The organism is Pseudomonas fluorescens, from assembly GCF_030344995.1.
GTDB classification, from domain to species: Bacteria; Pseudomonadota; Gammaproteobacteria; order Pseudomonadales; family Pseudomonadaceae; genus Aquipseudomonas; species Aquipseudomonas fluorescens_BF.
In genome coordinates, this window is sequence record NZ_CP128260.1 from 4157801 (window position 1) to 4182676 (window position 24876).

Below are 24876 nucleotides of genomic sequence, written 5' to 3' on the forward strand. Positions count from 1 at the left end.
GCAAAGTGCGCGCAAGCAATGTAGTCGATCCAGCGGCAAGGGCCGGGAAATTTCACGGTAGGGGATATTGCGCCGATGAATATTGATCCAGGCCATGGAAATGACTGGTCGGTTCTGCGCCTTCGCCCCCTCGTAGAAAGCAAAAAGCCGCCTCAACCCGAAGGTGGAAGCGGCCAAGGCATGTGCCTCAAGGAATCAGTGCACGAACAGGGCGATCAGGATGATGATCGGGATTGGAACGCCGAGGAAAAACAGCAGTAGTGAGCGCATGGTGATTCTCCTTGATTAACGGACTGGCGGCAGCGTGGTCGTGTTGTAGGTTTCGACTTCGACGTACTCGACCGCATCCCGGCGACGACCGCCGAAGGTAGCCGAGAGACTGGCGAAGAACGCACCGGCCAGCAGCGCGATGAACATCCACAGCGAGGTCCAGGCAGCGACTTTGGCGGCGGTGTCGGCGGCTTGTTGCGCTTTCAGCTTGGCGTCGGCGATTGCCTTCTGGGTACGGGCGTAGATTTCATCGACCCGACGTTCGGCGTCGGCCTGAGTCAGGTTGGTACGCTGGGCGACCAGTTGGGCGAGGTAGGTACGGTCTTCAGCGCTGAGCTGACCGTTGGCCAGGCTCTGGGCGAAGATGCGGGTCACGGTGCCACGGGCGGCGTCATCGCTGACGGCAGCAGGACGATCGTCGCGGAACAGGCTGTCGACGAAGTAGCCGTACTGATCGCTGTCAGTGTTGGCCGCTGCGGTGCCGGCTGCTTGGGTCATCGCACTTGCTGCACCACCGGCAACACTTGCACCGGCCTGCACACCACCGCTGACAATGCTGCTGACCGAGCCGACTACCAGTGTTGCGGTAACCAATGTCGCCACGCACCAGGCGAGGAAGCCATGGGCGGTGTCGCGGAAGTACACCTCGTCACCGTGCATGTTGGCCCATTTCACCCGCAGGCGGCCGGCGATGTAGCCACCGAGTCCCGAAGCGATGATTTGTGTTGCGGCCAGCCAGATGATCGTTGAAATGCCCAGGCCCTTGGCGCTGACACCCTCCCCGGCCCACGGTGAAACGGCGGAGAAGCCCAGACCGAAACCCAACAGCACCAGAATCAGCGACAGTGCCGCTGCAGCCGCAGCCCCTGCGAAAATCGCGCCCCAGGACACGCCCGAGACGTTGCTCGACTCTCCTTCGTAGGCAGGATAAAACCCATCAGAGGATCTATTCATTGTTGTAGTGCTCCAGGCATGAAAAATGGTGTTACAACTCGTCATCAGAGGAATTGCAGTGACCGTGCCAGTCGCCAACATTAAATAAATCGTTTTAATTCAATCAGTTAAAAAGTCTGAACTTCCTAGGACCATGCAATTTGCAACAACGGGTCGAGAACAGCGGGTTTTATGCATTGGCACAAAAGGCCGGTCATTTGCGTTTGTAGCTTTTCTTGCCACTCGGAGTCAGGCAATACACGCCGCCGCGCGGCCCGGTGCAGAACGAGCCGGTGCCGCAATCACAGCCATCGTTGCTTTGCAGAAACTGTTGCGGTCGCGCCTGTTCGCGGATGCCGAACATCGCGGCGCAGCTCTTCTTCGAGCCGCTGATGGAGCCGTCATTGCACAGGAACAGATCGCCGTCGCAGCGAGCGATGCCGCCCTTCTTCCCGGAACACGGGGTGTTGGCGGCCAGTGCCGAAGCGCTCAGCAGCGCCAGCAACATCCCGGCCATCGGCATCCAGCCACCACGAATCAACCGGCTCACGGCATCACTCCTTGAAAAATGTGGCCAGATGATATCAACGTTTCACAAAATAATTCGGCGCCTGCGACTAATGACGGCTAAAACATGAAAGTTAATTTAAAGCGCCCGCGCAAAATCTTGGCAAAATGCTGCCATTGCGTTTGAACAGACCAGCAGGCCCACCATGACTCGCATCCTGACCATCGAAGACGACGCCGTGACCGCCCGGGAAATTGTCGCCGAACTGAGCAGCCACGGCCTCGACGTGGACTGGGTCGACAACGGCCGTGAAGGCCTGGACCGCGCCGTCAGCGGCAACTACGACCTGATCACCCTTGACCGCATGCTGCCGGAACTCGATGGCCTGGCCATCGTCACCACTCTGCGCACCATGGGCGTGGCCACGCCGATCCTGATGATCAGCGCCCTCTCCGATGTCGACGAGCGTGTGCGTGGCTTGCGCGCCGGTGGCGATGACTACCTGACCAAACCGTTCGCCACCGATGAAATGGCCGCCCGGGTTGAAGTGTTGCTGCGCCGGCAGAACAACAACGGCGCCCAACCGACCACGTTGCAGGTGGCGGATCTGCAACTTGATCTGATCAGCCACGAGGCCCGTCGCGCAGAGCAAGTGCTGACGCTGCTGCCGACCGAGTACAAATTGCTGGAATTCCTGATGCGCAACAGCGGCCAGATCCTGTCGCGGATGATGATTTTCGAAGAGGTCTGGGGCTATCACTTCGACCCCGGCACCAACCTGATCGACGTGCACATCGGCCGTCTGCGCAAGAAGATCGACCCGCCGGGCAATGTCCCGCTGATCCGCACGGTGCGAGGCTCGGGTTATGTCATTGCCGAACCCGTCTGACGGTTGGCGTTCCTCCAGCAGCCGCTTGCTGGCGCTGTACAGTTCGTTGTTCGTGGCCTGGAGTGCGATCCTCATGGGGGTCATGTACTTCGAGGTTTCCGGTTATCTCGACAACCTGGCCAAGCACTCGCTGATGCAACGTCAGCATCTGTTTTCGCACTTTCGCGGCGATCAACTGGAAGACGCGCTCGCCGCCAGCATGACTTTCGACATTCGCGGCATCGACGCCTACGGTCTGTTTGACGCCCAGCATCGCTACCTCGGCGGCGCGTTGCAGAAAATTCCCGAGGGTCTGCCGCTGGACGGCAAGATCCACATGCTCAGCGAATGCGCCGACTCCGACGATCCGACTCTGCCCAATGACAGCTGCGATGCAGTAGCCACCCCGACCCGCGACGGCCGCTGGCTGGTGCTGTTGCGTGACAATGGTTCGCTGTTCGCGGTGACGAAGATCATTCTGCACGCGTTGCTCTGGGGCGTTTCACTGACGATTGTGCCGGGGATCATCGGCTGGCATCTGCTGCGTCGGCGGCCGTTGCGGCGGATTCGGGCGATTCAGGCCAGCGCCCAGTCGATTGTCGCCGGCGACCTGACTCACCGCTTGCCGCTGTCCAATCGCCGTGATGAGCTGGACATGCTCGCCGCCATCGTCAACGCCATGCTCGATCGCATCGAGCGCTTGATGAACGAAGTCAAAGGCGTGTGCGACAACATCGCCCATGACCTGCGCACCCCGCTGACCCGTTTGCGCGCGCAGTTGTATCGCATGCAGCAACAGGCCGGCGAAGGCTCGCCGGAAGCCGCGCAACTGGATCTGGTGCTGGCCGAGGCCGATACGCTGATGGCGCGGTTTCGCGGGTTGCTGAGGATTTCGGAGCTTGAGGATCGTCAGCGGCGCTCGGGGTTTGTCGAGCTCGATCCGGTGTTGTTGCTGCAGGAATTGCACGAGTTCTATCTGCCACTGGCCGAAGACGACGAGTTGCGTTTCGAGCTGAACATGCCGGAAACCCTGCCCATGCTGAACGGGGATCGGGCGTTGCTGTTTGAAGCGCTGGCGAACCTGTTGAGCAACTCGATCAAGTTCACCCCGGCCGGTGGCACGGTGGTGTTGCGCGGGGTCAATGATGCGGGGCATACGCGGATCGAAGTGCATGACTCCGGGCCCGGCATTCCCGAGTCGGAGCGGGAGGCGGTGTTCCAGCGTTTCTACCGCGCCGAGGGTGGGCAGCTGCAGAATGGTTTTGGACTGGGGCTGTCGATTGTCGCGGCGATCGTCAACCTGCACGGATTCAGCCTTGAGGTGGGACGCAGCGATCTGGGCGGGGCGAAGCTGGTGCTGGATTGCCGGCAGAGCCTGATTTCACAGTCTTGAAGAGATCGTTCCCACGCTCTGCGTGGGAACGATCAGTGGTCAAACTCAGGCGGGGTAGTTCGCGCGCAGTGCCTCAAGCCCGCCCTGATAGATCCCGCTGAACAGCGCCACCACTTCCTCATCGCTCACGCCCTTGGCCGTGAAGCGTCCCGACCACGTTACCTTCGCGCCCTGCCCCTGGGCTTCGACCCGAATCGTCGCCAGATAATCGGTAGCCGGAAACGGTGCCTGGAGAATCGAATAGCTGTAGGTTTTGCCCGCGTTATCGAACGTCTCCAGACGCTCGACCACCACGCCACCGTCAGCGGTTTGCAAGGTGCGTACGCGCCCGCCTTCGCTCAGTTCGCTGTTGGGAATGAACGGCAGCCAGTCCGGCAAGGTGTTGAAGCCGCCAATCAATTGCCAGACCTGATCGGCCGAAGCCGGGATGTCGATCGTTGCTGATGCTGTTGCCATAATTAAAAAATCTCTCTCGATAAATTCAGATAGTCAGGCTGTCGACAACGCCGCCGTCGACGCGCAATGCGGCGCCGGTGGTAGCCGAGGACAGCGGTGAAGCGATGTAGGTGACCAGGTGCGCGACCTCTTCGACATCCGCCACGCGCTGGATGATCGAGCTCGGACGGGCCCGGCGCACAAACGCGTCGGCTTCGTCACGCAGGCTGCGGCCAGACTCGGCGGCGGCATCCTTGAGCATTTCCTCGACACCGTCGGTGAAGGTCGGCCCCGGCAGGATCGCGTTGACCGTGACCCCGGTGCCCGCCAGGCGTTTGGCCAGGCCATGGGACACCGCGAGGTTGGCGCTTTTGGTCACGCCGTAGTTGATCATGTCGGCCGGGGTGGCCACGCCGGACTCCGAAGACAGGAAGATCACCCGGCCCCAGCCCTGCTCGACCATCGCCGGCACGTAATGCCGCGACAGGCGCACGCCGGAGATCACGTTGATTTCATAGAAGCGCGTCCACTCATCGTCCGGCGCGTCGAAGAAATCCACGGCGTTATAGATGCCGAGGTTGTTCACCAGAATGTCGGCTTTCGGTTCGGCGGCGAACAGTTTCTGCGCGCCTTCGGCCGTGCCCAGATCCGCCGTCAGACCACGCAGTTGCGCACCCGGCACCTTGTCACGAATGCTTGCCAGCGCCTGTTCGACCTTGGCCGCGTCGCGACCGATCACCACCACCGTGGCGCCCGCCTCGGCCAGCGACTGGCTGATGCCCAAACCGATGCCCGCCGTGCTGCCGCTGACAATCGCCAGTTTTCCGCTCAGATCGATCTTCATGCTTTCACCTCGTCGATGGGTAATGGTGCACGTTCGGACACCAGTTTCGCTTCACGCATGGCCTGCCAGAAACCGGCCGGAATGACCGCCGACAGCGCCGCCACATCTTCAGCAATACGCCCCGGTTTGCTCGCGCCGGGAATCACCGCCGCCACGGCCGGATTGGCCAGCGAGAATTGTAGTGCAGCCGCTTTGACATCGACGCCGTGTGTCGCGGCGATGCGTTTGATCTGCTCGACCCTGGCAACGATTTCAGGACTGGCCTTCTGGTATTCGAAGTGCGCACCGCCAGCCAGGATCCCCGAGCTATAAGGACCGCCGACAACGATTTCAACGTTCTGCGCCCGGGCCGAATCCATCAAGCGCTGCAGGGCGCGGTCGTGGTCGAGCAAGGTGTAGCGGCCAGCCAGCAGAAAGCCGTCAGGCTGCGCCTCGGTCAGGTCCAGCGTCAACTCGCACGGTTCGACCTTGTTAACACCCAGGCCCCAACCCTTGATCACGCCTTCTTCGCGCAGGCGGGTCAGGACTTTGAAGGCGCCGGTGCGAGCCTGATTGAAGTACTCCAGCCATTGATCACCGTAGAAATCCTGAGCGATGTCGTGGACCCAAACGATGTCGAGGCGATCGGTTTTCAGACGCTTGAGGCTGTCTTCGATCGAACGCAAGGTGGCGTCGGCGCTGTAATCGTTGACGATCTTGTTCGGGCGACCGTGTTCGAACACCCCGCTTTTCTCGCCCAGATCACGGGCGGCGGCGTCTTCGACTTCATCGAGAATCACCCGGCCGACTTTGGTGCTGAGCACATAGTCGTCGCGCTTGTAGCGGGACAGTGCTTCGCCGAGGCGGATTTCCGAAAGGCCCGAGCCGTAGAACGGCGCGGTGTCGAAGTAACGCACGCCGGCATCCCACGCGGCGTGCACGGTGGCTTGCGCTTCCTCTTCAGGAATGGCGCGGAACATGTTGCCCAGCGGCGCGGTGCCGAAGCCGAGTTGGCCGGGGAGTTTGTCTTTCAAGCTCATGATGCTGTCCTCGTAAGTCGTGGTCGGTGTTGACCGTTGAGCAGATCCTAGATTGCGCCGCTCAGACCGTCCAAGACATAATCAGCAGCACTTGAGTCCCTGAAGGTCTTACATGATCGACATCCGCCAATTGCGCTACTTCGTCGCCGTCGCCGAGGAAGAACACGTCGGCCGCGCCGCCGAGCGCCTGCACATTTCCCAGTCGCCCCTGAGCCGGCAGATCGCCCAGCTCGAAGAACGCCTGGGCCTGACCCTGTTCGAACGCAGCCAGCAGCGCATCCGCCTGACCCGCGACGGCCAGACCTTTCTCGCCGAAACCCGCGCCCTGCTGACCCACGCCAATCGCCTGGAATCCCTCGGCAAACGTCTGGGCCGTGGCGAAGAAGGCGGCTTGTGCATCGGCTACATCGAAAACGCCATGCACGCCGGGGTGTTGCCCAATGCCTTGCGCGTGCTGCGGGTCGACCGACCCAACGTGCATGTCGCGCTGTACAACCTGAGTTCCGCCGAACAACTGGAAGGCCTGCGTCAGCGTAGCCTCGATATCGCGTTGGTCAGTGAGCCGCCGACGATCGACGACCCGGACCTGCTGGGCTTTCAGGTGCTGGACGACCCGATGTTGCTGGCGCTGCCCGAACACCACCCGCTGAATCAACTGGCATCGCTGACCCCGGCGGATCTGGCCAACCAGGAATGGATTGGCGTGCAGCCACGCCAAGGCGCCGACGATGAGTTCGTCAGCGCCTGCATCCGCGCGGGCTTCACCCCGGATGTGCGGATGCAGGCCACCGAGCCGTTTACCGCGCTGGGGCTGGTGGCCTCGGGCCTGGGGATTGCGATGATCCAGAAAGGTCTGAGCCATAACGCACCGCCAGGCGTGGTGCTGCGGGAAGTGCCGTGGCTGGCGTTCACCACGCCGTTATGGGCGGCGTGGCACCGGATCAACCTGCGGCCGCTGGTGGAAACGTTTCGCAAGGTATTGACCGGGGTCGATCCCGCCCAGTGACCCGACAGCCCAAGACTTTGCTGCTTTACTGAGAAGACTCAAAAAACCAGCGAGTCTCCCGGCATGAACCGCAATGACCTGCGTCGCGTGGACATGAACCTGTTGGTGATTTTCGAAACCCTGATGTTCGAAAAGAACCTGACCCGCGCCGGGGAAAAGCTGTTCCTCGGCCAGCCCGCCGTCAGTGCTTCACTGGCGAAACTGCGCGACCTGTTCGACGACCCGTTGCTGGTGCGCAACGGCCGCGTGCTGGAACCGACCCAGCGGGCGCTGGCGATCCTCAAGGAATTGCAGCCGGCGATGGACACCATTTCCGGGGCCGTCAGCCGGGCCAAGGATTTTGATCCGCTGAGCAGCCGTGACGTGTTTCGCATCGGCCTGTCGGACGACGCCGAGTTCGGCCTCCTGCCGCCGCTGCTCAAGCAATTGCGCGAAGAGGCGCCGGACGTGGTGGTGGTGATCCGCCGGGTGAATTTCCTGCTGATGTCGTCAATGCTGGCGTCCGGGGAGATTTCCGTCGGCGTCAGCTACACCACGGAACTGCCGGCCAATGCCAAACGCAAGAAACTGCGGGACCTGCGCTGCAAGATCCTGCGCGGCGATGATCGTCCCGGCGCACTGACGCTCGACGAATACTGCGAACGGCCCCATGCGCTGGTGTCGTTTTCCGGGGACCTTGGCGGGGCCATCGACAACGATCTGGCGCGAGTCGACCGCGCCCGTCGCGTGGTGCTGGCGGTGCCGCAATTCGCTCCGCTGCGGGCGATTCTGGCCGGCACCGACATGCTGGCCACCGTGCCGGACTTCGCCGCTTGCGCGCTGGTCGAAGGCAGCAGCGTATTGCGCGCCGACGACCCGCCGTTCGACATCGTGCCTTCGGAGCTGTCGATGGTCTGGAACGGGGTCAACGACAACGATCCGGCGGAACGCTGGCTGCGCTCGCTGATTGCCCATCACATGTCGGCGCCTCTTCCACCACAGGCGCACTGATCGGCTTGAACCCCGGATCGACCTCGCGCAGGTACACCGGCAGGTCGGTCATCGGCGGCATCTGCGGGATCTCGAAATACATCTGCACCACCCAGCCACGGTGGTAGTTGTTGTGGTTGATCACGTGCATCAGGATCGCCCCGGCATTCATGGTGCCGCCATCGCCGGACACGAATTTGAAATCGATCGAGCGATTCAGAGAAGCCTCGGTCTGCTGCGCGCTCCAGGTGCGATACCAGCCATCGACTTCCTGCTGGGCCTGGCGCAACTCGCCGAGGTCGGCGTGCACCAGATCATGGGACGTCGTGAAACCGTGCTCGCGCCCTTCAAGGTGCGCCTGCCAGATCCGGTCGACCACGTAGATGTGGTTCAGCGTACCGATCATGTTCTTGAAAACTGTCTTGCGCTCCCTCGTGGTCTCCCCGGCCGGCAACGCTTGCAGGCTGTCGAACAGACGCTGATTGGCCCAGGTCTTGTAGTCCGTGAGCAGATGGGCCGTGGCCAGATTGATCATCGCGGGTCACCGTAGGCACAAAAAAGGGCTCCGCCTAGGATAGACCGCTCTCGCGGGAATGGCGGTGGTGCTGACTATTGGTCGGGGCTACAGTGAAATCTCCATCCCCTTTACAAGGACGTGAAGCATGCAAAATCGCCCGACGCTCGCTCAACGCCAGTTTGCCCGCCATTTGCGCACCTCACAGACCGACTGCGAACAGTTGCTCTGGCAGAAGCTGCGGGCGCGGCAGGTGGCCGGGCTGAAATTTCGCCGGCAGGTGCCGGTTCCGCCATTCGTGCTGGATTTCTATTGTGTGGAATTGAAGTTGGCGGTGGAGCTGGATGGGGGACAGCATTTTGAGGCGGCGGGAGAGATTCATGACCGGCGGCGTACGGTTTATCTTCAGCGGCTGGGGATTGAGGTTGTGCGGTTTAGCAATCTGGAGGTGATTCGGCAGATGAGTGACGTGTTGGAGCAGATTGTAAGGATTGCGCAGGAGCGTCGATTGCGGCTCTGATCCAGAAGCCCCCTCACCCTAGCCCTCTCCCGGAGGGAGAGGGAACCGATCGGGGGATATTGGAGGGATCCGCCGACGTGAACGAAATGTTTTGAATCCATAATCGAATCTGTGCCTCAGGTCGATACTTGGAATCCATAATCGACTCGTTATCTCAATGCTTGGAATCCATAATCGACTCGGTATTTCAGGTCGATGTACCTCTTAAGACACCTCGGTCGGCACCCTCTCCCTCCGGGAGAGGGCTGGGGTGAGGGCAAGCGGTCGACACGGAATCCCTGAGCATTCAAATCCCCAACCGCGCCCACCCCGCCACCAGCTGCGCACTGATACTCACCCCACCACAAACAATGACCACCACATCATGCGCCCCCGCCAGCGCCGGATGATCGAGGTACGCCACCGCCAGCGAAACCCCGCACGCCGGTTCCACCAATTGCCGCAGGTCACCGGCGTAACGCACCACCCCCATGATCGCGTCGTCATCCGACAGCACCAGGCATTCATGATCGAACTCGGCGATATGCTCTACCGGCCAAGCCGCCACCTGCGCGGCACCAAGGGCCCATCCCGCGCAGCTTGAACGAACCGCACGGTTGCAGGTTTTCCAGTTTCAACCAGATGCGCCGGGACGCGGTCGACAGGGTCGGATGGAGGATCAGCGGCGTGCGGATGTGCAGCATGGCGGACTCCCGAAGCGGCGGATCGGATGATCGGAACGTCTCTGCCTGAAGTTTAGTCCACGGCCCCGCCAGCGGTTAAACGCCGGGGATCGTGCCGGGATCTACACTGAACGGAACAGCCGTGAGGTGCCTATGAAAATGTCTGCGCAAATGACCGTGGTCGCGGTGCTCGCCACCCTCGCCTACCTGGGCCTGGCGATGTGGGGCATCGGTGGCGTGGCGGTGTTCTTTTCTCACGGCGCGTTGGTCGTGGTGGCGCTGGCCACGCTGGCCATGGTGGTGGCGTCGTTGTTCACGGAAGTGAACCTCAGCACCGGCGAGCGCGAGGACCGGGCCAATCGTTGGGTGATTCCGGCGTTCGCCGTGATCGGACTGGTCAGCGCCTTTCTGCCAGCTTACTGCGACCGCATCGGTTTCTGGACCGTCGGCCGCGAAGGCACCCGTTGGCTGGGCGCGTTCTTGTTTATCGTTGGTGGCGGGTTGCGCTTGTGGCCGGTGTTCGTGCTGGGTCATCGGTTAGTGACCGAGGGCATCTACCGGCATCTGCGCAACCCCAGTTATCTGGGGCTGGTGATCAATGCGATCGGCTGGGCGCTGGCGTTTCGTTCAGTGGTCGGCCTATTGCTGGCGGCGCTGACGCTGATCCCGCTGATCGCCCGCATCCACTCCGAAGAGGCCCTGCTGCGCACGCAGTTCGGCGCCGAATACGACGCCTATTGCGCGCGCAGCTGGCGCTTGGTGCCCGGCGTTTATTGAGGTTGCAGGCGCAACTGGCCGTCGCTGTCGACACTCAGCGCGATGTCGCGATAACTGGCGATGGTCGCGTGCGCGGTTTCAAGCGGATGCTGGTGAGTCGTGGTGATGATCATCAGCGGCGCGCCGGCGGCTTCAGCGGCCTGAATGCCGACGGTGGCGTCTTCAAAAATCAGACAGTCCGCCGGTTCCAGGCCCAGACGTCTGGCCGCCAGCCGATAACCCGCCGGATCCGGTTTACCGGCGGTCACGTCCTCGGCGGTGATCATCACTGCCGGCTCCGGAATCCCCGCCGCCGCCATCCGCCGCAACGCCAGATCCCGTGGCGCCGAAGTCACCATGGCCCAGCGATCCGCCGGCAACGACTTGAGAAACACCGCCGCGCCGGGGATCTCGACAATGCCTTCGACGTCTTCGATTTCCGCCTCGGTGATGAACGCAGCTTGCGCCTCAGCGTCCACGCCCGGCAGGTTCAAACGCGTGATGGTGTCGATGGCGCGCACGCCGTGGATGGTCGGCAGGAACGTTTCGACGTTCACCCCGTGGCGCACGGCCCAGGCGGACCAGATCCGCTCGGCGGCGGCGATGGAGTTGAGGACGGTGCCGTCCATGTCGAACAGGAACGCGCCGAACGCGCGGTTGAAAACAGCATCGTGAGCAGACAAAAGATCACTTCCTCGCAAGGGGCCGGGCAACGATGCCCGGCAATGTAGCACTTGCGGAACGCTTCAGTGCAGCCGCGGCGCCTTGGATTTGAACGCACCGTCGACGCAATCGAGCAACTGGCCGATGGCCCAGGGCTTCTTGATGAACGCCACCGGATGCTTCACGCCCGAGGTTTCCGGTGTTTCATAACCGGACATGACCATCACCGGTTTGTCCGGCCAGCGATCACCGACCAGATTGGCCAGATCGGCGCCGTTAAGCGTGCCGGGCATGGTGATGTCGGTGAGCAGCAGCGCGACTTCCGGCGCGTGTTTCTCCAGATATTGCGAAGCCGCATCGGCACTGGTCTGCGGCTCGACCTTGAAACCTTCCTCCTGAAGAATTTCGCACAGAAACTCCAGAATCAACGGATCGTCCTCGACTACCAGAATCAACCCGCCAGGAAGGTGCGCGCTCGACGTCTGAATTGGACACATGAACTGGCACTCCCTGAATTGCATGAACGATTTAGCGGCTTGATCCCGCTGCTTATCTGGTATGAGCAGCGCCTTTTACAGAAATTCATTTTTGATACAGGACTTTTCGATAACACCCGGTCAACGGGCAGTCGCCGCCGTGTAATTGCGGTTAAAATGCGCGCCCTTTTGTTGGCCGATCCCGATTGATGAACCCTCAAGCCCTCGCCGTTCTCCATGCTCACCTGCTCACCGCGCTGACGTCGGCGCCGGCCGAAACCCGGCGCCTGTTCCATGGGCGCGGGCGTTGCTGGCCGGGGCTGGAGCAAGTCACCGTGGACTGGCTGCAAGGCGTGGTACTGGTGTCGTTGTTCAAGGAACCCGAGGCTTCGCAGCTGGAAGACCTCAAGCGTCTGTTGCTGGAAATCACCGGTTCGGCGCCATGGCAGCAGTCCGGCGCCCACACTCTGCTGATCCAGCACCGTTACCTGCCGCAGAGCACTGCCGAATGGCTGCTGGGGGAAGAAATCGACGAAATGACCATCGTCGAGGGTGGGCTGAAATATCGCGTGGATCTGGGCCGCAAGCAGAACGCCGGGCTGTTCCTCGACATGCGTTATGGCCGCAACTGGGTGCGCGAACAGGCGGCGGGCAAACGGGTGCTGAACCTGTTCGCCTACACCTGCGGCTTCTCGGTGGCGGCCATCGAGGGCGGCGCCAGCCATGTGGTCAACCTCGACATGTCCCGCGCCGCGCTGAGCCGGGGCCGCGACAATCACCGGTTGAACGGGCATGACCTGAGCAAGGTGAGTTTCCTCGGACATGACCTGTTCAAGTCCTGGGGCAAGGTGATCAACAGCGGCCCGTACGATCTGGTGATCATCGACCCGCCGTCGTTCCAGAAAGGCAGTTTTCTGCTGACCAAGGATTACCAGCGCGTGCTGCGTCGTCTGCCGGAATTGCTCACGGCGCCGGGCTCTGTGCTGGCCTGTATGAACGATCCTTCGTTCGGTCCGGACTTCCTGATCGACGGCGTGACCCAGGAAGCGCCGAGCCTGCGCTTCGAGAAACGGCTGGAAAACCCGCCGGAGTTTCCGGATATCGACCCGGAAAGCGGCCTGAAGGCGCTGCTGTTCAAACAGATCGGCTGACCCTTCTCAGCGTGGGCGCAGGACCAGCGCAAACAACTCGCCATGCCCGGTGACGTTGAGCTTGTGATAGAGATTGCGCCGGTGCACCTTCACGGTCTCCGGCGAAATGTTCATGTGCTGGGCGATGGCCTTGCTGGAAAAGCCCTGGAGAATCAGGCGCGCCGTATCGATCTCGCGCGCGGTCAGACGGGCGTCGAAGCGGTCGAGCAGCGCCGCAATATCACCGACCGGCGCCTCGACCGCGGCGCCTTGCGGTGGCATCAACTGCACATGCCGGCGCATCGCTGACAGCACCCAGTCGCGCACGCAGAGCAGGCGCCCCTGCTCCTGCAAACTGAACGCGGTCGAACGGCCCATCGACAAGCCCAGCACGCCGCCATCGAGGTTGATCATGAATTGCAGCTCATCCGCCCCGACCACCGTGCGGAAGTAGCTCAGGTAGTACTCGCTGTGCAGAAACTGGTCCGGCGCCACGGACGCGAGGCTGTGCAGACCGTCGACGATCCCGGCGACCGCAGCCTGATAGAACGGATCAAGCAGATACATGCCGGCACAGTAACCGGCCAGTTCTTCCTGCTCGTCGGCACGACCCTGGCTATCGAAGTCGATCAGCAATTGCGGCGGGCGCCCCGTCTGCATCACCGCCACCAGCGCGTTGTCCAGCGGCACCAGCAGCCGCAGCGTATCGACCAGCGCGCGCCAGAAACCGTCCTGACCGACCGTGGTGAACACCCGCGACAGGCTCTGATGCACCGGCAATTCCTGCAGCAACGCGTCCACGCACTACCCCTTTTGAGTAACCCATGATGGGAATGGGTGCGGCGCAGCCTGCCCGATAGGCTGACCACTCCTGTTCATCACCGGCCTGCCAACAGGCCAGGAGTGCCGCATCATGCGTGGTCATCGTGGGTATATCAACCTGGGTCTGATGGGCGTTTTGTCCGCAGCGCTGAGCGCGCAGGCGGCCGATGCGCCGAGCGTGCATGTCTACAACTGGTACGACTACATCGGCCCGAACACCCTGCATGATTTCAAGCGCGACAGCGGCATCGAACCGGTCTACGACACCTTCGACAGCGCCGAAGTGCTGGAAGGCAAACTGATGACCAGCCACAGCGGCTACGACGTGGTGGTGGCGAGCAACTTCAGTCTGCCGACCCTGATCAAGGCCGGCGCCCTCGCCCCGCTGTCCCGCAATCAACTGCCGGGCTGGAAGAACCTCGACAACGATCTGCTCGGCAAACTGGCCAATAACGATCCCGGCAATCAGTACGCCGTGCCGTATCTGTGGGGCACCAACGGCATCGGCTACAACGTCGACAAGGTGCGCGCGGTGCTGGGTGACAAGGCCCCGGTGGATTCCTGGGATCTGGTGTTCAAGGAGGAGAACCTGGCCAAGCTCGGCGAGTGCGGCGTGGCGATGCTTGATTCACCGTCGGAAATGCTCCCGGTCGCGTTGCACTATCTCGGTCTGCCACCCAACAGCACCAAGGCCGAGGATTATCAGAAAGCCGAAGCGCTGCTGCTGAAACTGCGCCCGCACATCGCCTACTTCAATTCCTCGAAATTCATCAGCGATCTGTCCAACGGCAACATTTGCGTGGCGGTCGGCTGGTCCGGCGCGATGCTTGAAGCCAAGACCACCGCCGAGCAGGCCGGCAACGGCGTGAAAATTCAGTACAGCCTGCCCAAGGAAGGCGCGCCGGTGTGGTTCGACACGCTGGTGCTGCTCAAGGACGCGCCGCATCCGGCCCAGGGCCTGGCGTTCATCGACTATTTGCTGCGGCCCGAAGTGATTGCGCCGGTCAGCGATCACCTGTCCTACCCCAACGGCAATCGCGCCGCCACGGCGCTGGTTGCCCAGACCACCCGCGACAACCCGGCGGTGTATCCGTCCGCCACGGCGATGGCCACGTTGTACACCCTCGAGCCCTTGCCCAAAGCCACCGAACGGGTGCGCACGCGGGTGTGGAGCAAGGTCAAGAACGGCCAATAACAGCCCTTCAAATCACTGCCTTCAACAGAGAGAACATCAATGAAACCACGTGCCCGCGATCTCCATATCCGCATCGGCCAATTGCAGCCCGGCCCGCTCAACGCCATCACCGACGTACCCGGCGTCCGAGTCGGCCACAGCAACGTGCGCGGCAGCAGCGCCAGCGGTCGTGACATCTGCAGCGGCGTCACCCTGATCGAACCACGCGCCGGCTCGACCAACGCCCAGCCGTGTTTTGCCGGCGTCCACGTCCTCAACGGCAACGGTGATGCCACAGGACTGGAATGGATTCGCGAAGCCGGCCTGCTGACCAGCCCGATCGCCTTCACCAACACCCACAGCCTCGGCGTGGTGCGCGATGCCTTGATCGAACTGGATCGCGCGCAGCAGCCGGATGACGGTCGCCTGTACTGGAACATGCCGGTGGTACTGGAAACTTTTGATGGTTTGCTCAACGACATCAACGGCTTTCATGTGAAGCCCAAACATGTGGCTGATGCGATGAGCAATGCCGTTGACGGCCCGGTGCAGGAAGGCGCGGTGGGCGGTGGCAGCGGCATGATCTGCCATGAATTCAAGGGTGGGATCGGCACCGCATCACGCCGATTGAGCAAGGCTCAGGGCGGCTGGACTGTGGGCGCCATCGTCCAGGCCAACCACGGGATTCGCAGCGAGTTGCGGGTCGACGGCTACCCGGTCGGGCGTTACATGGAACAGGTGGATTCGCCGTTCCTGCGCGCCTCTTTACCGCATCCGGGCATGGGTTCAATCGTGGTGTGCCTGGCCACCGATGCGCCGCTGTTGCCGCATCAATGCACGCGGCTGGCGCAACGGGCGAGCCTCGGTCTGGCGCGTACTGGCGGCGGCAATGAGGATCACAGCGGCGACATCTTCATCGCCTTCGCCACCGGCAACGGTCATATCCCGCCCGCCGCTTACGAAGGCAAAGGCGCGTCGACTTGCGACGGCTTGCGGATGGTCAACAACGATCACATCAGCGAGCTGTTTCTGGCAGCGACCGAGGCGGTGGAAGAAGCGATCATCAATGCCTTGCTGGCCAGCGAGAGCACCGAAGGCAACGGGCATTCGGTGCCGGGGCTGGATGCTGCCACCCTGCTCGCTGCCCTCGAAAAAGCCGGCTGGCCGGGCGCTCGCTGACATTCAGCGGAACAACCCAAGTCCGAGTTCGCGCGCCGCCTGCAGTTGCATCGCAGGATCGCTCGACTCGGACTCCAGCAACAACGCCGAACTCGCTACCGCCGCCCCGCAGTAATCGAAAATGCCGTGATCAATCTGCGTCTTCATCGCCGTGCCGTAACCGTGGCGCTCGTAAGTGCGCGCATCCGCCCCGCCGAGTGCAACCAGGTGCACGCGCAATCGTCCGAGCTTCTTCATCGTCTTGTCACCGTCGAAATCGTACGCCCAGCCGTTGCTGAATACCCGGTCGATCCATCCTTTGAGCAGCGCCGGCATCGACCACCAGAACACCGGATAGACCAGCACCAGTGCATCGGCGCGGTCAATGCGTGCCTGCTCGGCCAGCACGTCTTGCGGTGGAGCGGATTCGCGGTGATGCACCGCCCAGTCGGCCACGCCGAAGCGCGGGTCGAATTCCTCGGCGTGCAGGTCGGCTATTTCGAAGGTGTTGGAGGGATCGCTTTCCGACAGGCCTTTGGCAATCTGTTGCGCCAACGCGTGGGTCAGCGAACGTGGATCATCGTGATCTACAACAATCAATGCGTGCATGGGGAAATCTCCGGTTGGTGATTGCTGACCAAGGGCTTATCCTTTCAATAAGCTACGATTGGTAAGTTACTCTCAGTAAGTTACGTTTGGTATATAAGCAATGTCAACCACTGAAATCCCTGAACCCGCACAACCCCGTCGACGCCTGTCCCGGGAAGACCGCCAGCGCCAGTTACTCGACATGGCCTGGCAACTGATTCGCGAAGAAGGCACCGATGCCCTGACCCTCGGCTATCTGGCGGAAAAGGCCGGTGTGACCAAACCGGTGGTCTACGACCACTTCACCACCCGCGCCGGTTTGCTGGCTGCGCTGTATCAGGATTTCGATCGGCGCCAGACGGCGCTCATGGACGCAGCGCTGGCCAATGCCGAAGCGACCTTGAGCGGCACCGCGACGGTAATTGCCACGGCGTATGTCGATTGCGTGCTGACCCAGGGCAACGAGATTCCGGGGGTGATTGCCGCCCTGGCGAGCACGCCGGAACTGGAGAAGATCAAACGCGAATACGAGGCGATTTTCCTGGAAAAATGCCGCCGCGTGCTCTCGCCTTTCGCTGACGGCGCAGAGATCGGACAGCCAGGATTACGCGCCATGCTCGGCGCCGCCGAAGCCCTGTCGCAAGCAGCCGCCACCGACGAAATCAGCGCCGAACAGGCCCGTGACGAGCTGTTCGCGACCATCATTGCGATGGTCGAAAGAGCCACCGCCCGCGCCTCAAATGCAGGTGACTGACGGTACTTGAGCGCATCACCTCACCTTCCTACGATGGAGCTACGCAGTCGCCTGGTCCGCCAAGCTGCTGCGTAGGTGCGGGTGCTCTGAACCCCAATCAAGCCCGCACCTGGCTTCATGCGCATCTTGAGCCTCGCGGGCTCTACTTCCTCCCCATCAAAGAGTCTTGAGGCTCTTTTTTTGTCTCTGAAAATCAGCATCACCATGAACGTGAAACTGTCCTGAAATCACCGGCACAAAAAAGCCCTTGCTGCGCGGATCGCAACAAGGGCTTTTGTCGTTTCAAAGAAAAGGGATCAGTGAACGGTCAGGCGCTGGCGGACAAATTCTTCGGTGCGGCGAGTGACCTGATCCAGATGCCGGTCGCGCTGTTTCTCGGCATCGAGCATCGCCCGCTTGCCGTGTTTTTGCAGCAGATAAGTGTGGATCTGCTGCACTTCCAGCGAACGGTAGATCGGTGTGGTGTCGATGAAACCGCGCAGCCCGTTGCTGCGGTAATGCCGGGTGCTCATCAGCACCTGCGTCTCCAATTGGCCCAGCACTTCAAAGCCCAGCGCCTCGAAATACGGCACCTTGCCGACGCTGCAGGTCAGCTCGGCATGGGGGTAACGCGCCACCATGTCCGCGATCAACACACGGGCCACGCCCTGGCGCCGATGCCCCTCGCGCACCGCCAGATAGGCCACGTTGCACGCCTCCCAATCACCCTGCACCGGCAGGTACAACAGGAAGCCGGTCACTTGCTCCGGATCATCGTCGTCGGTGGCTACCAGCAGTTCCACTTCGGTGCCCTTCTCGCCGTTCAACGCCTCCAGATACAGATGCACCTCGTAGCCCACCGCGTATTGATAGACGTTGTACAGCAGGTTGCTCGGGCCAAGGCCGATGGCACTGATGGCGGTCAGGTTGTCGACCACCATCTGCAGGATCTGGCTGTTGACGCCTTCGGGGCATGGGGATTTGTAGTGGGTGATGCGGGGCATGACGGGCGGACTCCAACGGTAAAACACAAGTTGCCGCGCGGGTTGAGCGATCGGCGAACCGCGACATCATACCTTGTGCAAGCCTGACAAAAATTTCATCTGCCCGAAAACGGATTTTTCGCCGATTTGGCGTCCAATTTTTCAGCTGCGTTGATTTCCCGACGCAGGCCTTGAGGAGTTGTCATGAACGTTCTGCGTTCCCCGAAAACCATGAAAACCTTGCTCGCCGCCACGCTGGTGGCAATCACTCTGTCAGGCTGTGTCGTCGAACCGGCTCGCCCGCATCGACCACCACCGATCGTCGAAGTGGTCCCGGCGATGCCTGCACCGGGCTATCACTGGGTCGCCGGGCATTACCGCTGGGCCGGTAACCAATGGCGCTGGATGCCGGGGCATTGGCGGGCGTATTGAGGCCGGTCACTGCGCGGGGGCAACGACCTTGAACTTGATGTCGATGTCCTTCGACACCACGGTGTCCGCCCACTCCCCCGCGCCGAGGCCGAACTCGTCGCGCTTGAGCACCAGTTCACCGTCGAAGATGCCGATGCTGCTGTCGGGCTTGAGTTGCACCGGCACCTGCACCTCACGGGTAATGCCTTTGAGGGTGAGGTGGCCGTCGACCAGATAACGGTTGTCGCCGGCCGGGCTGAAGCGGGTCGATTCGAACACTGCCACCGGGAATTTTTCGGTGTCGAACCATGCCGGTTTCACCAGCTCGGTGTTGGCGTCTTCACTGCCGGCGTCGATGCTGGTGAGGTCGATGTGCAGCGTGGTGCGGGCACTGGCGAGGTTGTCGGTGTCGAAGTCCAGCGTCGCGTCGAACTTGCCGAACGTGCCGTACATCCGCGAGCCCATCTGGTTGTAGGTGAAACTGATCTGGCTGGCGGTGGTGTTGACCCGGTTGTACTCCACCGCGTATGCGGCAGGGACGACGATCAGGCAACACGCGGCCGCCAACAACAATCGAATCGACATGGAATGCTCCGGCGCCCGATGGGTCTCGAATGACTTAAGCAAACATCCGGCGGTTACGCCACTTCGTCGGCCATGCGCGCTTTCAAGTAGCCGATCAGCGCCGTCACCTTGGGCGATGGCAGATGCTCGCGGGCCGTCACCGCGTTGAGATCCTGCGGCGGGCCGATCCATTGCGGCAGCACACGGACCAGACGTCCGGCCTGCACATCAGCCTTCATGCTCTGCTCCATTCCCAGGCTCAGCCCTTCACCCGCCAGTAACGCGTCATGCAGCAGCGCCGGATCGTTGGCCAGAATGCAAGGTTCGACGCGATAGTCTTTCAGGCGCGCACCTTCGCGACGCAACGGCCAGACATAGCCGACATCACGCCGGGCCTGATGCAGCGTCAGCGTCTGATGCTGAATGAGTTCGTCAGGGTTGTCCGGCATACCGTGCCGCGCCAGGTAATCCGGGGCCGCATAAATGCCCGTGGGAAAACTCGCCAGCCGGCGGGCGATCAGGCTCGAATCCGGCAACGCACCGAGACGCAGCGCCACGTCGATTTCCTCCCCCACCAGGTCCAGCGGTACATGGGAGGCCAGAACCTCCAGACGAATTTCCGGATACGCCTGACGAAATCCCGCGAGCAACGGCGCAAACCAGCTGACCCCGAACGAAAACGGCACCGTCACCCGCAACCAGCCGCGCGGCCCGTCACGTAACTGATGCACCGCACGCTCGGCGAGTTCAAGGGTATCGGCAAGGGCCTTGCAGTGTTCGTAATACACCGCGCCCGCTTCGGTCAGGCTCAACTGACGCGTAGTACGACGCAGCAGCTGCACGCCGATGACCTGTTCCAGCTCGCGCACCCGACGGCTGACCGTGGTCTTAGGAATCTGCAACGCATGGGCGGCGGCGGTGAAACTGCCGAGGCGAACCACGCGCACGAAAATCAGTGTGTCATTCAGGTCACCGATCATTTTCAGGTCTTCCGCCAATCAAAGGATTGTGCCAATAGCAGCACATTGCATACCGCGATTATGGGCTAATCACGGCCAGACCTGCGACCTAAGATCGTTGCTCCTTTCCTGGAGTGCCTCTGATGAATCTCAACGAATACGCCGAACATGACGGCATCGGCCTGGCGCAACTCATCGCGTCGGGCGACGTTCGCGCCGAGGAACTGGCCGCTCTGGCCATCGAGGCCGTGCAGCAGGTCAACCCGTCGATCAACGCGGTGATCGAACACTGGACACCAACGGTGACCACCGGTAGCGGGCCTTTGGCGGGCGTGCCGTTCCTGATCAAGGATCTGGCGATCACCGCTGCCGGGCGACGCAATGAACTGGGCAGCCGTCTCGCCCAAGGAGTGGTCGCGCAGAATGATTCGAACCTGATGCAACGCTTCAACGCCGGCGGATTGATGACCCTGGGCCGCACCACCACCCCGGAAATGGCGTTCAGCACCGAGACCGATTCTGTCCTGCAAGGGCCGACCCGCAATCCCTGGGATCCGCAGCGCTCGGCCGGCGGCTCCAGTGGCGGCGCCGGGGCTGCCATCGCCGCCGGCATCGTGCCGATCGCCCATGCCACCGATGCGGCGGGTTCGATTCGCGTGCCGGCGGCGTTCAACGGACTGATCGGCCTCAAGCCGACGCGCGGGCGCAGTTCTCACGGGCCGGTGATGGATGAAGTGTTCGCCGGGTTGGGCGTGCAACTGGGTCTGTCGCGGACCGTGCGTGACAGCGCGGCGCTGATGGATGTGGTGCAAGGCTGCGCGCCGGGGGATCCGTACCACACGCCCGCACCGGCTGAGGGCTTTCTGGCCCAGGTCGGTCGCGATTCGGGACGGCTGCGAATCGGTGTGCTCGATATGCCATGGAACGGCGCCGCCGTCGACAGTGAAATCCGTGACGTCACCCAGCGCGTCGCCCGCGAGCTCGAAGCGCTGGGCCATCAGGTGGACGTCGCGCAGGCCCCGCTTGGCCTGTCGTGGGAGGCCTTCGTCGACGCCAACGCGCACATCTGGTGTGCCAGCCTGGTGCGCTGGATCGACCACCTCGCCAGCAGCACAGGCCGCGCCATCGACCACCGCACACTCGAACCGGCCACGCTGGCCTGCTACGCGTTCGGCGAACAATCCCGTGGCGTGGAGTTCGCTGCCGCGCTGGAAGTGCGCAACAGCATCGCCCGGCAAGTCGCGAGCTGGTTCGAATCCATCGATATCCTGCTGACCCCGACCTTGCCGCAATTGCCACAAGCCATCGGCATCTACAATCGCGGCGCGGAATTTCTGGACGGTCGCCAATGGACGGCGCGAGTGTTTGAGCATTCGCCGTTCACCCCGGTGTTCAACGTGGCGGGGACGCCCGCCATTTCATTGCCGCTGGGGATGTCACACAGCGGGTTGCCGATCGGCGTGCAACTGGCTGCCCGCTTCGGGGCTGACGATGTCTTGCTGCGGCTGGCCGCGCAGCTGGAGCAAGCATTGCCGTGGCATCGGCGGCGTCCGCTGATCCATGCCGGGAAAAATCCTCAATCATGAGGTAAAAAAAGGGCCGTTCCCCCTGAGGAACGGCCCTGCGTTTTCTGGCGACCCGTCTTACACCAACCGCTCGATCTTCTGATGCTTCCAGACCCGTGTGTAATACAGCGTCTGCAACACCAGCATCCCCAGATACGCGATCGGAAACGCCATCCACACGCCCTGCAGACCGAACTGTCCGTCCAGCCAGTAGGCCGCCGGTAATTGCACGCCGAGCACGCAGATGATCGCTACGCCCACCGGCACCAGCACCGTGCCGCTGGCGCGCATGATGCCGCCGATGATCGCCTGGAAACCGAAGATCAGCAGGCTCCACAACATGATGTGCAGCAGGTGCTCGGCCATCGCCCGGGTCGAGTCCTCGGTCAGGAACAGCCCCAGCAACCAGTGCGACAACAGGTAGCCCGCCAGGATCAAGCCACCGGTCAGGCACACGTTGATCCACAACCCGGTGCGCAGGATCGGGCCCATCCGTTCCAGCCGTCCGGCGCCGATCGCCTGGGCGCCGAGGATCGACGCGGTGATCGCAATCGACAGCGCCGGAAACTGCACGTAGTTGACGATCTGCGTCACTGCGCCATAGGCCGCCGTTGCCTGCGAGCCGTGCTGGTTGACCAGCGCCAGAATCACCAGCTCCGACAGCGAAAGCACAATCATCTGCACCCCGGTCGGCAGACCGATGCGCAACACCTTGCCGAGAATCGCGCCGTCCAGTCGCAGCGCCGCGAAGAACTCGCGATCCGGCGCCAGCGGATGGCCCTTGCGGATCAGGCTCCATGACAGCCACGTCATCGCCGCCAGCGTACCGGCCAGGCCGGCGAACGCCGCACTCTGAATCCCCAGTTGCGGCAAGCCGAACCAGCCGCGGATGAACGCCGGGGTCAGCGCCAGCCCGACCACGGTAGACAGCAGCAGCGCCAGCATCGGCGACAGTGTGTCGCTCACCCCGCGCAACAACTGGGTGAACAGCACGTAAACCAGCACAACCGGCAAGGTCCACATCATCACGCGGGCATAGGCCACCGCATCATCCAGCACGTCCGCCGGCGTCCCCAAACCCTGCAAAGCCTGGCGCGCAAACACACTGCCCAGCACCGCCGCCACCAGCCCGATCAACACCCCCAGCAACAACGTCGCCCCGGCAATCGCCTTGACCATATGCGACTCACGCGCCCCCCACGCCTGACCGATCAGCACCCCCGCCCCGGCGCCCAGACCGATGACCAGCGCGATAAAGAAAAAGATGATCGGAAACATCCCGGACACCGCCGCCAGCGCCTGCGTGCCGAGCATCTGGCCGATGTAGATGCTGTTGACCGTGCCCGACATTGATTGCAGGAAGTTCGACAGCACCATCGGGGCCAGGAACAGCAGGTAGGTTTTCCAGAGGGGGGATTGAGCGGGGGTTTGCATTGAGGGTCCGTCTCGGGTGGGAGCTGATGACAGAGTCTAAGGTATGCAATGCAGTTCAGGTCGTACCCGTTTGCATTAAAACTTCGTAATCTGCACCTCGATCAATGTGCATAGCCTCCCCATCACGACAGGAAGTGAATCCCTCCCATGCGCCGTTCCCCGTTTCTGCTGAGTTGCACCTTATTGACTGTACTGGCGACGACCGTGCACGCCGGCCCCGCGCCCTCGCCCGAGGTGGTGCAAGGATTGATGAACACTCTGAACGAACGCCTGAACATCGGCGATCTCGTCGCCCTGACCAAATGGGACAGCGGCAAGCCGATCCAGGACAGTCCCCGTGAGGCGCAGGTGATCGACAACGCCCGCAAGCTCGCCACCGAACGCAAGCTCGATCCGGAAGATGTCGCGCAGTTGATCGCCGCGCAGATGGAGGCCAACAAACTGGTGCAGTACGGTTTGCTCGCACAGTGGCAGGCAGCCGGTGCCGCGCCGGACACGCCGCGCCCGGATCTGGGCAAGCAGATTCGCCCGCGTCTGGATGAATTACAAACCCGCCTGCTGCAGCAATACGCCGCCTTCACGCCCTACCGCCACGACCCGAACTGCCCGGCATGGCTGGCCAAGGCGCGCAGCGGTCTGACCCGTGATGCGCTGCATGATCTGGCCCTGACCCGCGCCACCGGAGAGCTGTGCATTCGGGCTCTGGTGCCCTAGAACAAGGGTCTTGGCACTCATTGCTGGCGTCGATAGTCACCATCAGTTCAATGAAGTTCTCATAAAAAATCCGCGGCGTAACATCGGCTCCATACCAAACAAACAACACCCCTGGAGCACACGATCATGAAACGCCAAATCCTTCTCGGCATCGCTTTCTCGGTTCTTGCAGTCAACGCTTTTGCAGCCAAACCCGCCCACACCATGATCGCCGAAGGCGGTTCAGACCGGTTGATTGAAAGTCGTTTGGCTGAGGGTGGTTCGGATCGGTTGATCGAACGCCGCGTCGCTGAAGGTGGCTCTGATCGCTTGATCGAACGCCGCGTCGCTGAAGGTGGCTCTGATCGTCTGATCGAACGCCGCGTTGCTGAAGGTGGTGCTGATCGTCTGATCGAACGCCGCGTTGCTGAAGGTGGTGCTGATCGTCTGATCGAACGTCGCGTTGCTGAAGGTGGTGCTGATCGTCTGATCGAACGTCGTGTGGCTGAGGGTGGTTCCGACCGTCTGATCGAACGCCGCGTTGCCTGAATCAAACGCTCTACCGAAATACAAACAAAAAGCCCGGCCTGATCAGCCGGGCTTTTTCACGCCCAACCGGTGCTTATTGCACGGTTTTCAGTTTGACCACGTCACCGGAGATCTTGGTGGTGTAACCGGTCAGGACCCATGCCCAGAACCAGTTTTCCTGAACCTGGGTGTTGATCATGGCGTCGCCGCTCTTGGCTTCGATCGCGGCAGTCTGGGCGCGCACGAAGCGGTTGTTCTGCTGGATCGGGATGACGCATTGGTGTCACCTCGGACCCTG

General features: G+C 62.0%; 29 protein-coding genes and 2 pseudogenes. 15 read left to right on the forward strand and 16 right to left on the reverse strand.

Translation table 11 applies throughout. From position 1 onward, the window contains the following. Nucleotides 1–75 precede the first annotated feature (75 nt). The gene (locus QR290_RS18480) at nucleotides 76–261 is read left to right on the forward strand and encodes a hypothetical protein (RefSeq protein WP_162803838.1); all 186 of its coding nucleotides are present in this window, start codon (nucleotides 76–78) and stop codon (nucleotides 259–261) included. Nucleotides 262–285: 24 nt separating this feature from the next. Here QR290_RS18480 and QR290_RS18485 read toward each other — a convergent pair whose 3' ends face one another. Together QR290_RS18485 and QR290_RS18490 are read right to left on the reverse strand one after the other, a co-directional pair. Further along, nucleotides 286–1224, reverse strand: coding sequence for a hypothetical protein (locus QR290_RS18485; RefSeq protein WP_289203306.1), 939 nt, complete (start codon nucleotides 1222–1224; stop codon nucleotides 286–288). A 193-nt stretch (nucleotides 1225–1417) separates the two neighbouring features. Next, on the reverse strand, nucleotides 1418–1726 hold the full coding sequence (locus QR290_RS18490; RefSeq protein WP_407682003.1) for a hypothetical protein: 309 nt from the start codon (nucleotides 1724–1726) through the stop codon (nucleotides 1418–1420). Nucleotides 1727–1916: 190 nt separating this feature from the next. Here QR290_RS18490 and QR290_RS18495 point away from each other — a divergent pair, with 190 nt between their 5' ends. Together QR290_RS18495 and QR290_RS18500 are read left to right on the forward strand one after the other, a co-directional pair. Next, nucleotides 1917–2600, forward strand: coding sequence for a response regulator transcription factor (locus tag QR290_RS18495; protein ID WP_115078413.1), 684 nt, complete (start codon nucleotides 1917–1919; stop codon nucleotides 2598–2600). Then, nucleotides 2578–3972, forward strand: coding sequence for a sensor histidine kinase (locus tag QR290_RS18500; RefSeq protein WP_207983173.1), 1395 nt, complete (start codon nucleotides 2578–2580; stop codon nucleotides 3970–3972). The genes QR290_RS18495 and QR290_RS18500 overlap by 23 nt, the downstream gene beginning before the upstream one ends. 45 nt (nucleotides 3973–4017) lie before the next feature. Here QR290_RS18500 and QR290_RS18505 read toward each other — a convergent pair whose 3' ends face one another. From QR290_RS18505 to QR290_RS18515, 3 genes are read right to left on the reverse strand one after another with little or no spacing between them, the layout of a single operon-like run. Beyond that, nucleotides 4018–4428, reverse strand: a complete 411-nt coding sequence (locus QR290_RS18505) for an SRPBCC family protein (RefSeq protein ID WP_064597619.1) — start codon at nucleotides 4426–4428, stop codon at nucleotides 4018–4020. A 25-nt stretch (nucleotides 4429–4453) separates the two neighbouring features. Next, on the reverse strand, nucleotides 4454–5251 hold the full coding sequence (locus QR290_RS18510) for an SDR family NAD(P)-dependent oxidoreductase (protein ID WP_007952959.1): 798 nt from the start codon (nucleotides 5249–5251) through the stop codon (nucleotides 4454–4456). After that, entirely contained in the window at nucleotides 5248–6270 is a 1023-nt protein-coding gene (locus tag QR290_RS18515) for an aldo/keto reductase (RefSeq protein ID WP_262161189.1), read from the reverse strand. The genes QR290_RS18510 and QR290_RS18515 overlap by 4 nt, the downstream gene beginning before the upstream one ends. 112 nt (nucleotides 6271–6382) lie before the next feature. Between QR290_RS18515 and QR290_RS18520 the strand changes: the two genes are divergently transcribed. Further along, complete coding sequence (locus QR290_RS18520; protein ID WP_289203307.1) at nucleotides 6383–7276, forward strand: LysR substrate-binding domain-containing protein; 894 nt, start codon at nucleotides 6383–6385, stop codon at nucleotides 7274–7276. Nucleotides 7277–7339: 63 nt separating this feature from the next. After that, nucleotides 7340–8266: a LysR substrate-binding domain-containing protein gene (locus QR290_RS18525; protein WP_289203308.1), complete on the forward strand. Its 927-nt coding sequence runs from the start codon at nucleotides 7340–7342 to the stop codon at nucleotides 8264–8266. Here QR290_RS18525 and QR290_RS18530 read toward each other — a convergent pair. Beyond that, nucleotides 8181–8780 carry a DinB family protein gene (locus QR290_RS18530; RefSeq protein WP_115078419.1) on the reverse strand — a complete coding sequence of 200 codons (600 nt, stop codon included), beginning with the start codon at nucleotides 8778–8780 and terminating at the stop codon, nucleotides 8181–8183. The two genes, QR290_RS18525 and QR290_RS18530, sit on opposite strands and share 86 nt — an antisense overlap. A 127-nt stretch (nucleotides 8781–8907) precedes the next feature. On the opposite strand from QR290_RS18530, the gene QR290_RS18535 reads away from it, so the two are divergent. Beyond that, nucleotides 8908–9279, forward strand: a complete 372-nt coding sequence (locus tag QR290_RS18535; RefSeq protein ID WP_289203309.1) for an endonuclease domain-containing protein — start codon at nucleotides 8908–8910, stop codon at nucleotides 9277–9279. Between the two features lie 286 nt (nucleotides 9280–9565). Here the strand turns inward: QR290_RS18535 and QR290_RS18540 are convergent. Continuing rightward, nucleotides 9566–9844 (reverse strand): annotated as a pseudogene (locus QR290_RS18540) (pyridoxal-phosphate dependent enzyme); the annotation flags it as partial. Nucleotides 9845–10094: 250 nt separating this feature from the next. Here QR290_RS18540 and QR290_RS18545 point away from each other — a divergent pair. Then, nucleotides 10095–10718, forward strand: coding sequence for a methyltransferase family protein (locus tag QR290_RS18545; RefSeq protein WP_289203310.1), 624 nt, complete (start codon nucleotides 10095–10097; stop codon nucleotides 10716–10718). On the opposite strand, the gene QR290_RS18550 is transcribed toward QR290_RS18545, so the two are convergent. Beyond that, nucleotides 10712–11380 carry an HAD family hydrolase gene (locus QR290_RS18550; protein ID WP_289203311.1) on the reverse strand — a complete coding sequence of 223 codons (669 nt, stop codon included), beginning with the start codon at nucleotides 11378–11380 and terminating at the stop codon, nucleotides 10712–10714. The genes QR290_RS18545 and QR290_RS18550 overlap by 7 nt on opposite strands. Before the next feature lie 63 nt (nucleotides 11381–11443). Further along, entirely contained in the window at nucleotides 11444–11857 is a 414-nt protein-coding gene (locus tag QR290_RS18555; protein WP_115078423.1) for a response regulator, read from the reverse strand. Nucleotides 11858–12045: 188 nt separating this feature from the next. Here QR290_RS18555 and QR290_RS18560 point away from each other — a divergent pair, with 188 nt between their 5' ends. After that, nucleotides 12046–12987, forward strand: a complete 942-nt coding sequence (locus QR290_RS18560) for a class I SAM-dependent methyltransferase (protein WP_289203312.1) — start codon at nucleotides 12046–12048, stop codon at nucleotides 12985–12987. A 6-nt stretch (nucleotides 12988–12993) separates the two neighbouring features. Here the strand turns inward: QR290_RS18560 and QR290_RS18565 are convergent, their stop codons facing one another. Next, nucleotides 12994–13767 (reverse strand): helix-turn-helix transcriptional regulator, encoded by a 774-nt coding sequence (locus tag QR290_RS18565; RefSeq protein WP_289203313.1) that lies wholly within the window; start codon nucleotides 13765–13767, stop codon nucleotides 12994–12996. A 112-nt stretch (nucleotides 13768–13879) separates the two neighbouring features. On the opposite strand from QR290_RS18565, the gene QR290_RS18570 reads away from it, so the two are divergent. Next, a complete protein-coding gene (locus QR290_RS18570) occupies nucleotides 13880–14983 on the forward strand; it encodes a polyamine ABC transporter substrate-binding protein (protein ID WP_289203314.1) in 1104 nt (367 codons plus the stop codon). A gap of 39 nt (nucleotides 14984–15022) precedes the next feature. Then, the gene (locus QR290_RS18575) at nucleotides 15023–16141 is read left to right on the forward strand and encodes a P1 family peptidase (RefSeq protein WP_289203315.1); all 1119 of its coding nucleotides are present in this window, start codon (nucleotides 15023–15025) and stop codon (nucleotides 16139–16141) included. Between the two features lie 3 nt (nucleotides 16142–16144). Here the strand turns inward: QR290_RS18575 and QR290_RS18580 are convergent, their stop codons facing one another. Beyond that, nucleotides 16145–16729, reverse strand: a complete 585-nt coding sequence (locus QR290_RS18580) for an NAD(P)H-dependent oxidoreductase (protein ID WP_289203316.1) — start codon at nucleotides 16727–16729, stop codon at nucleotides 16145–16147. A 100-nt stretch (nucleotides 16730–16829) separates the two neighbouring features. Here QR290_RS18580 and QR290_RS18585 point away from each other — a divergent pair, with 100 nt between their 5' ends. Further along, nucleotides 16830–17462 (forward strand): TetR/AcrR family transcriptional regulator, encoded by a 633-nt coding sequence (locus tag QR290_RS18585; RefSeq protein WP_289203317.1) that lies wholly within the window; start codon nucleotides 16830–16832, stop codon nucleotides 17460–17462. Between the two features lie 296 nt (nucleotides 17463–17758). Here QR290_RS18585 and QR290_RS18590 read toward each other — a convergent pair whose 3' ends face one another. Beyond that, the gene (locus QR290_RS18590) at nucleotides 17759–18445 is read right to left on the reverse strand and encodes a GNAT family N-acetyltransferase (protein WP_289203318.1); all 687 of its coding nucleotides are present in this window, start codon (nucleotides 18443–18445) and stop codon (nucleotides 17759–17761) included. A gap of 183 nt (nucleotides 18446–18628) precedes the next feature. Here QR290_RS18590 and QR290_RS18595 point away from each other — a divergent pair, with 183 nt between their 5' ends. After that, nucleotides 18629–18856 carry a YXWGXW repeat-containing protein gene (locus tag QR290_RS18595; protein ID WP_115078432.1) on the forward strand — a complete coding sequence of 76 codons (228 nt, stop codon included), beginning with the start codon at nucleotides 18629–18631 and terminating at the stop codon, nucleotides 18854–18856. A 6-nt stretch (nucleotides 18857–18862) separates the two neighbouring features. Here the strand turns inward: QR290_RS18595 and QR290_RS18600 are convergent, their stop codons facing one another. Both QR290_RS18600 and QR290_RS18605 read right to left on the reverse strand, forming a co-directional pair. Further along, a complete protein-coding gene (locus QR290_RS18600) occupies nucleotides 18863–19420 on the reverse strand; it encodes a YceI family protein (protein WP_289203319.1) in 558 nt (185 codons plus the stop codon). A 53-nt stretch (nucleotides 19421–19473) separates the two neighbouring features. Continuing rightward, nucleotides 19474–20379: a LysR family transcriptional regulator gene (locus QR290_RS18605; RefSeq protein ID WP_289203320.1), complete on the reverse strand. Its 906-nt coding sequence runs from the start codon at nucleotides 20377–20379 to the stop codon at nucleotides 19474–19476. Between the two features lie 122 nt (nucleotides 20380–20501). Here QR290_RS18605 and QR290_RS18610 point away from each other — a divergent pair, with 122 nt between their 5' ends. Further along, nucleotides 20502–21944 carry an amidase gene (locus tag QR290_RS18610; protein WP_289203321.1) on the forward strand — a complete coding sequence of 481 codons (1443 nt, stop codon included), beginning with the start codon at nucleotides 20502–20504 and terminating at the stop codon, nucleotides 21942–21944. A gap of 57 nt (nucleotides 21945–22001) precedes the next feature. Here QR290_RS18610 and QR290_RS18615 read toward each other — a convergent pair whose 3' ends face one another. Next, nucleotides 22002–23357, reverse strand: coding sequence for an MATE family efflux transporter (locus QR290_RS18615; protein WP_289203322.1), 1356 nt, complete (start codon nucleotides 23355–23357; stop codon nucleotides 22002–22004). Nucleotides 23358–23504: 147 nt separating this feature from the next. On the opposite strand from QR290_RS18615, the gene QR290_RS18620 reads away from it, so the two are divergent. Further along, nucleotides 23505–24071, forward strand: a complete 567-nt coding sequence (locus QR290_RS18620; RefSeq protein ID WP_289203323.1) for a chorismate mutase — start codon at nucleotides 23505–23507, stop codon at nucleotides 24069–24071. A gap of 126 nt (nucleotides 24072–24197) precedes the next feature. Then, nucleotides 24198–24599, forward strand: coding sequence for a hypothetical protein (locus tag QR290_RS18625; RefSeq protein WP_289203324.1), 402 nt, complete (start codon nucleotides 24198–24200; stop codon nucleotides 24597–24599). 73 nt (nucleotides 24600–24672) lie between these two features. On the opposite strand, the pseudogene QR290_RS18630 reads toward QR290_RS18625, so the two are convergent. Further along, nucleotides 24673–24852 (reverse strand): annotated as a pseudogene (locus QR290_RS18630) (hypothetical protein); the annotation flags it as partial. Nucleotides 24853–24876: the final 24 nt, after the last annotated feature.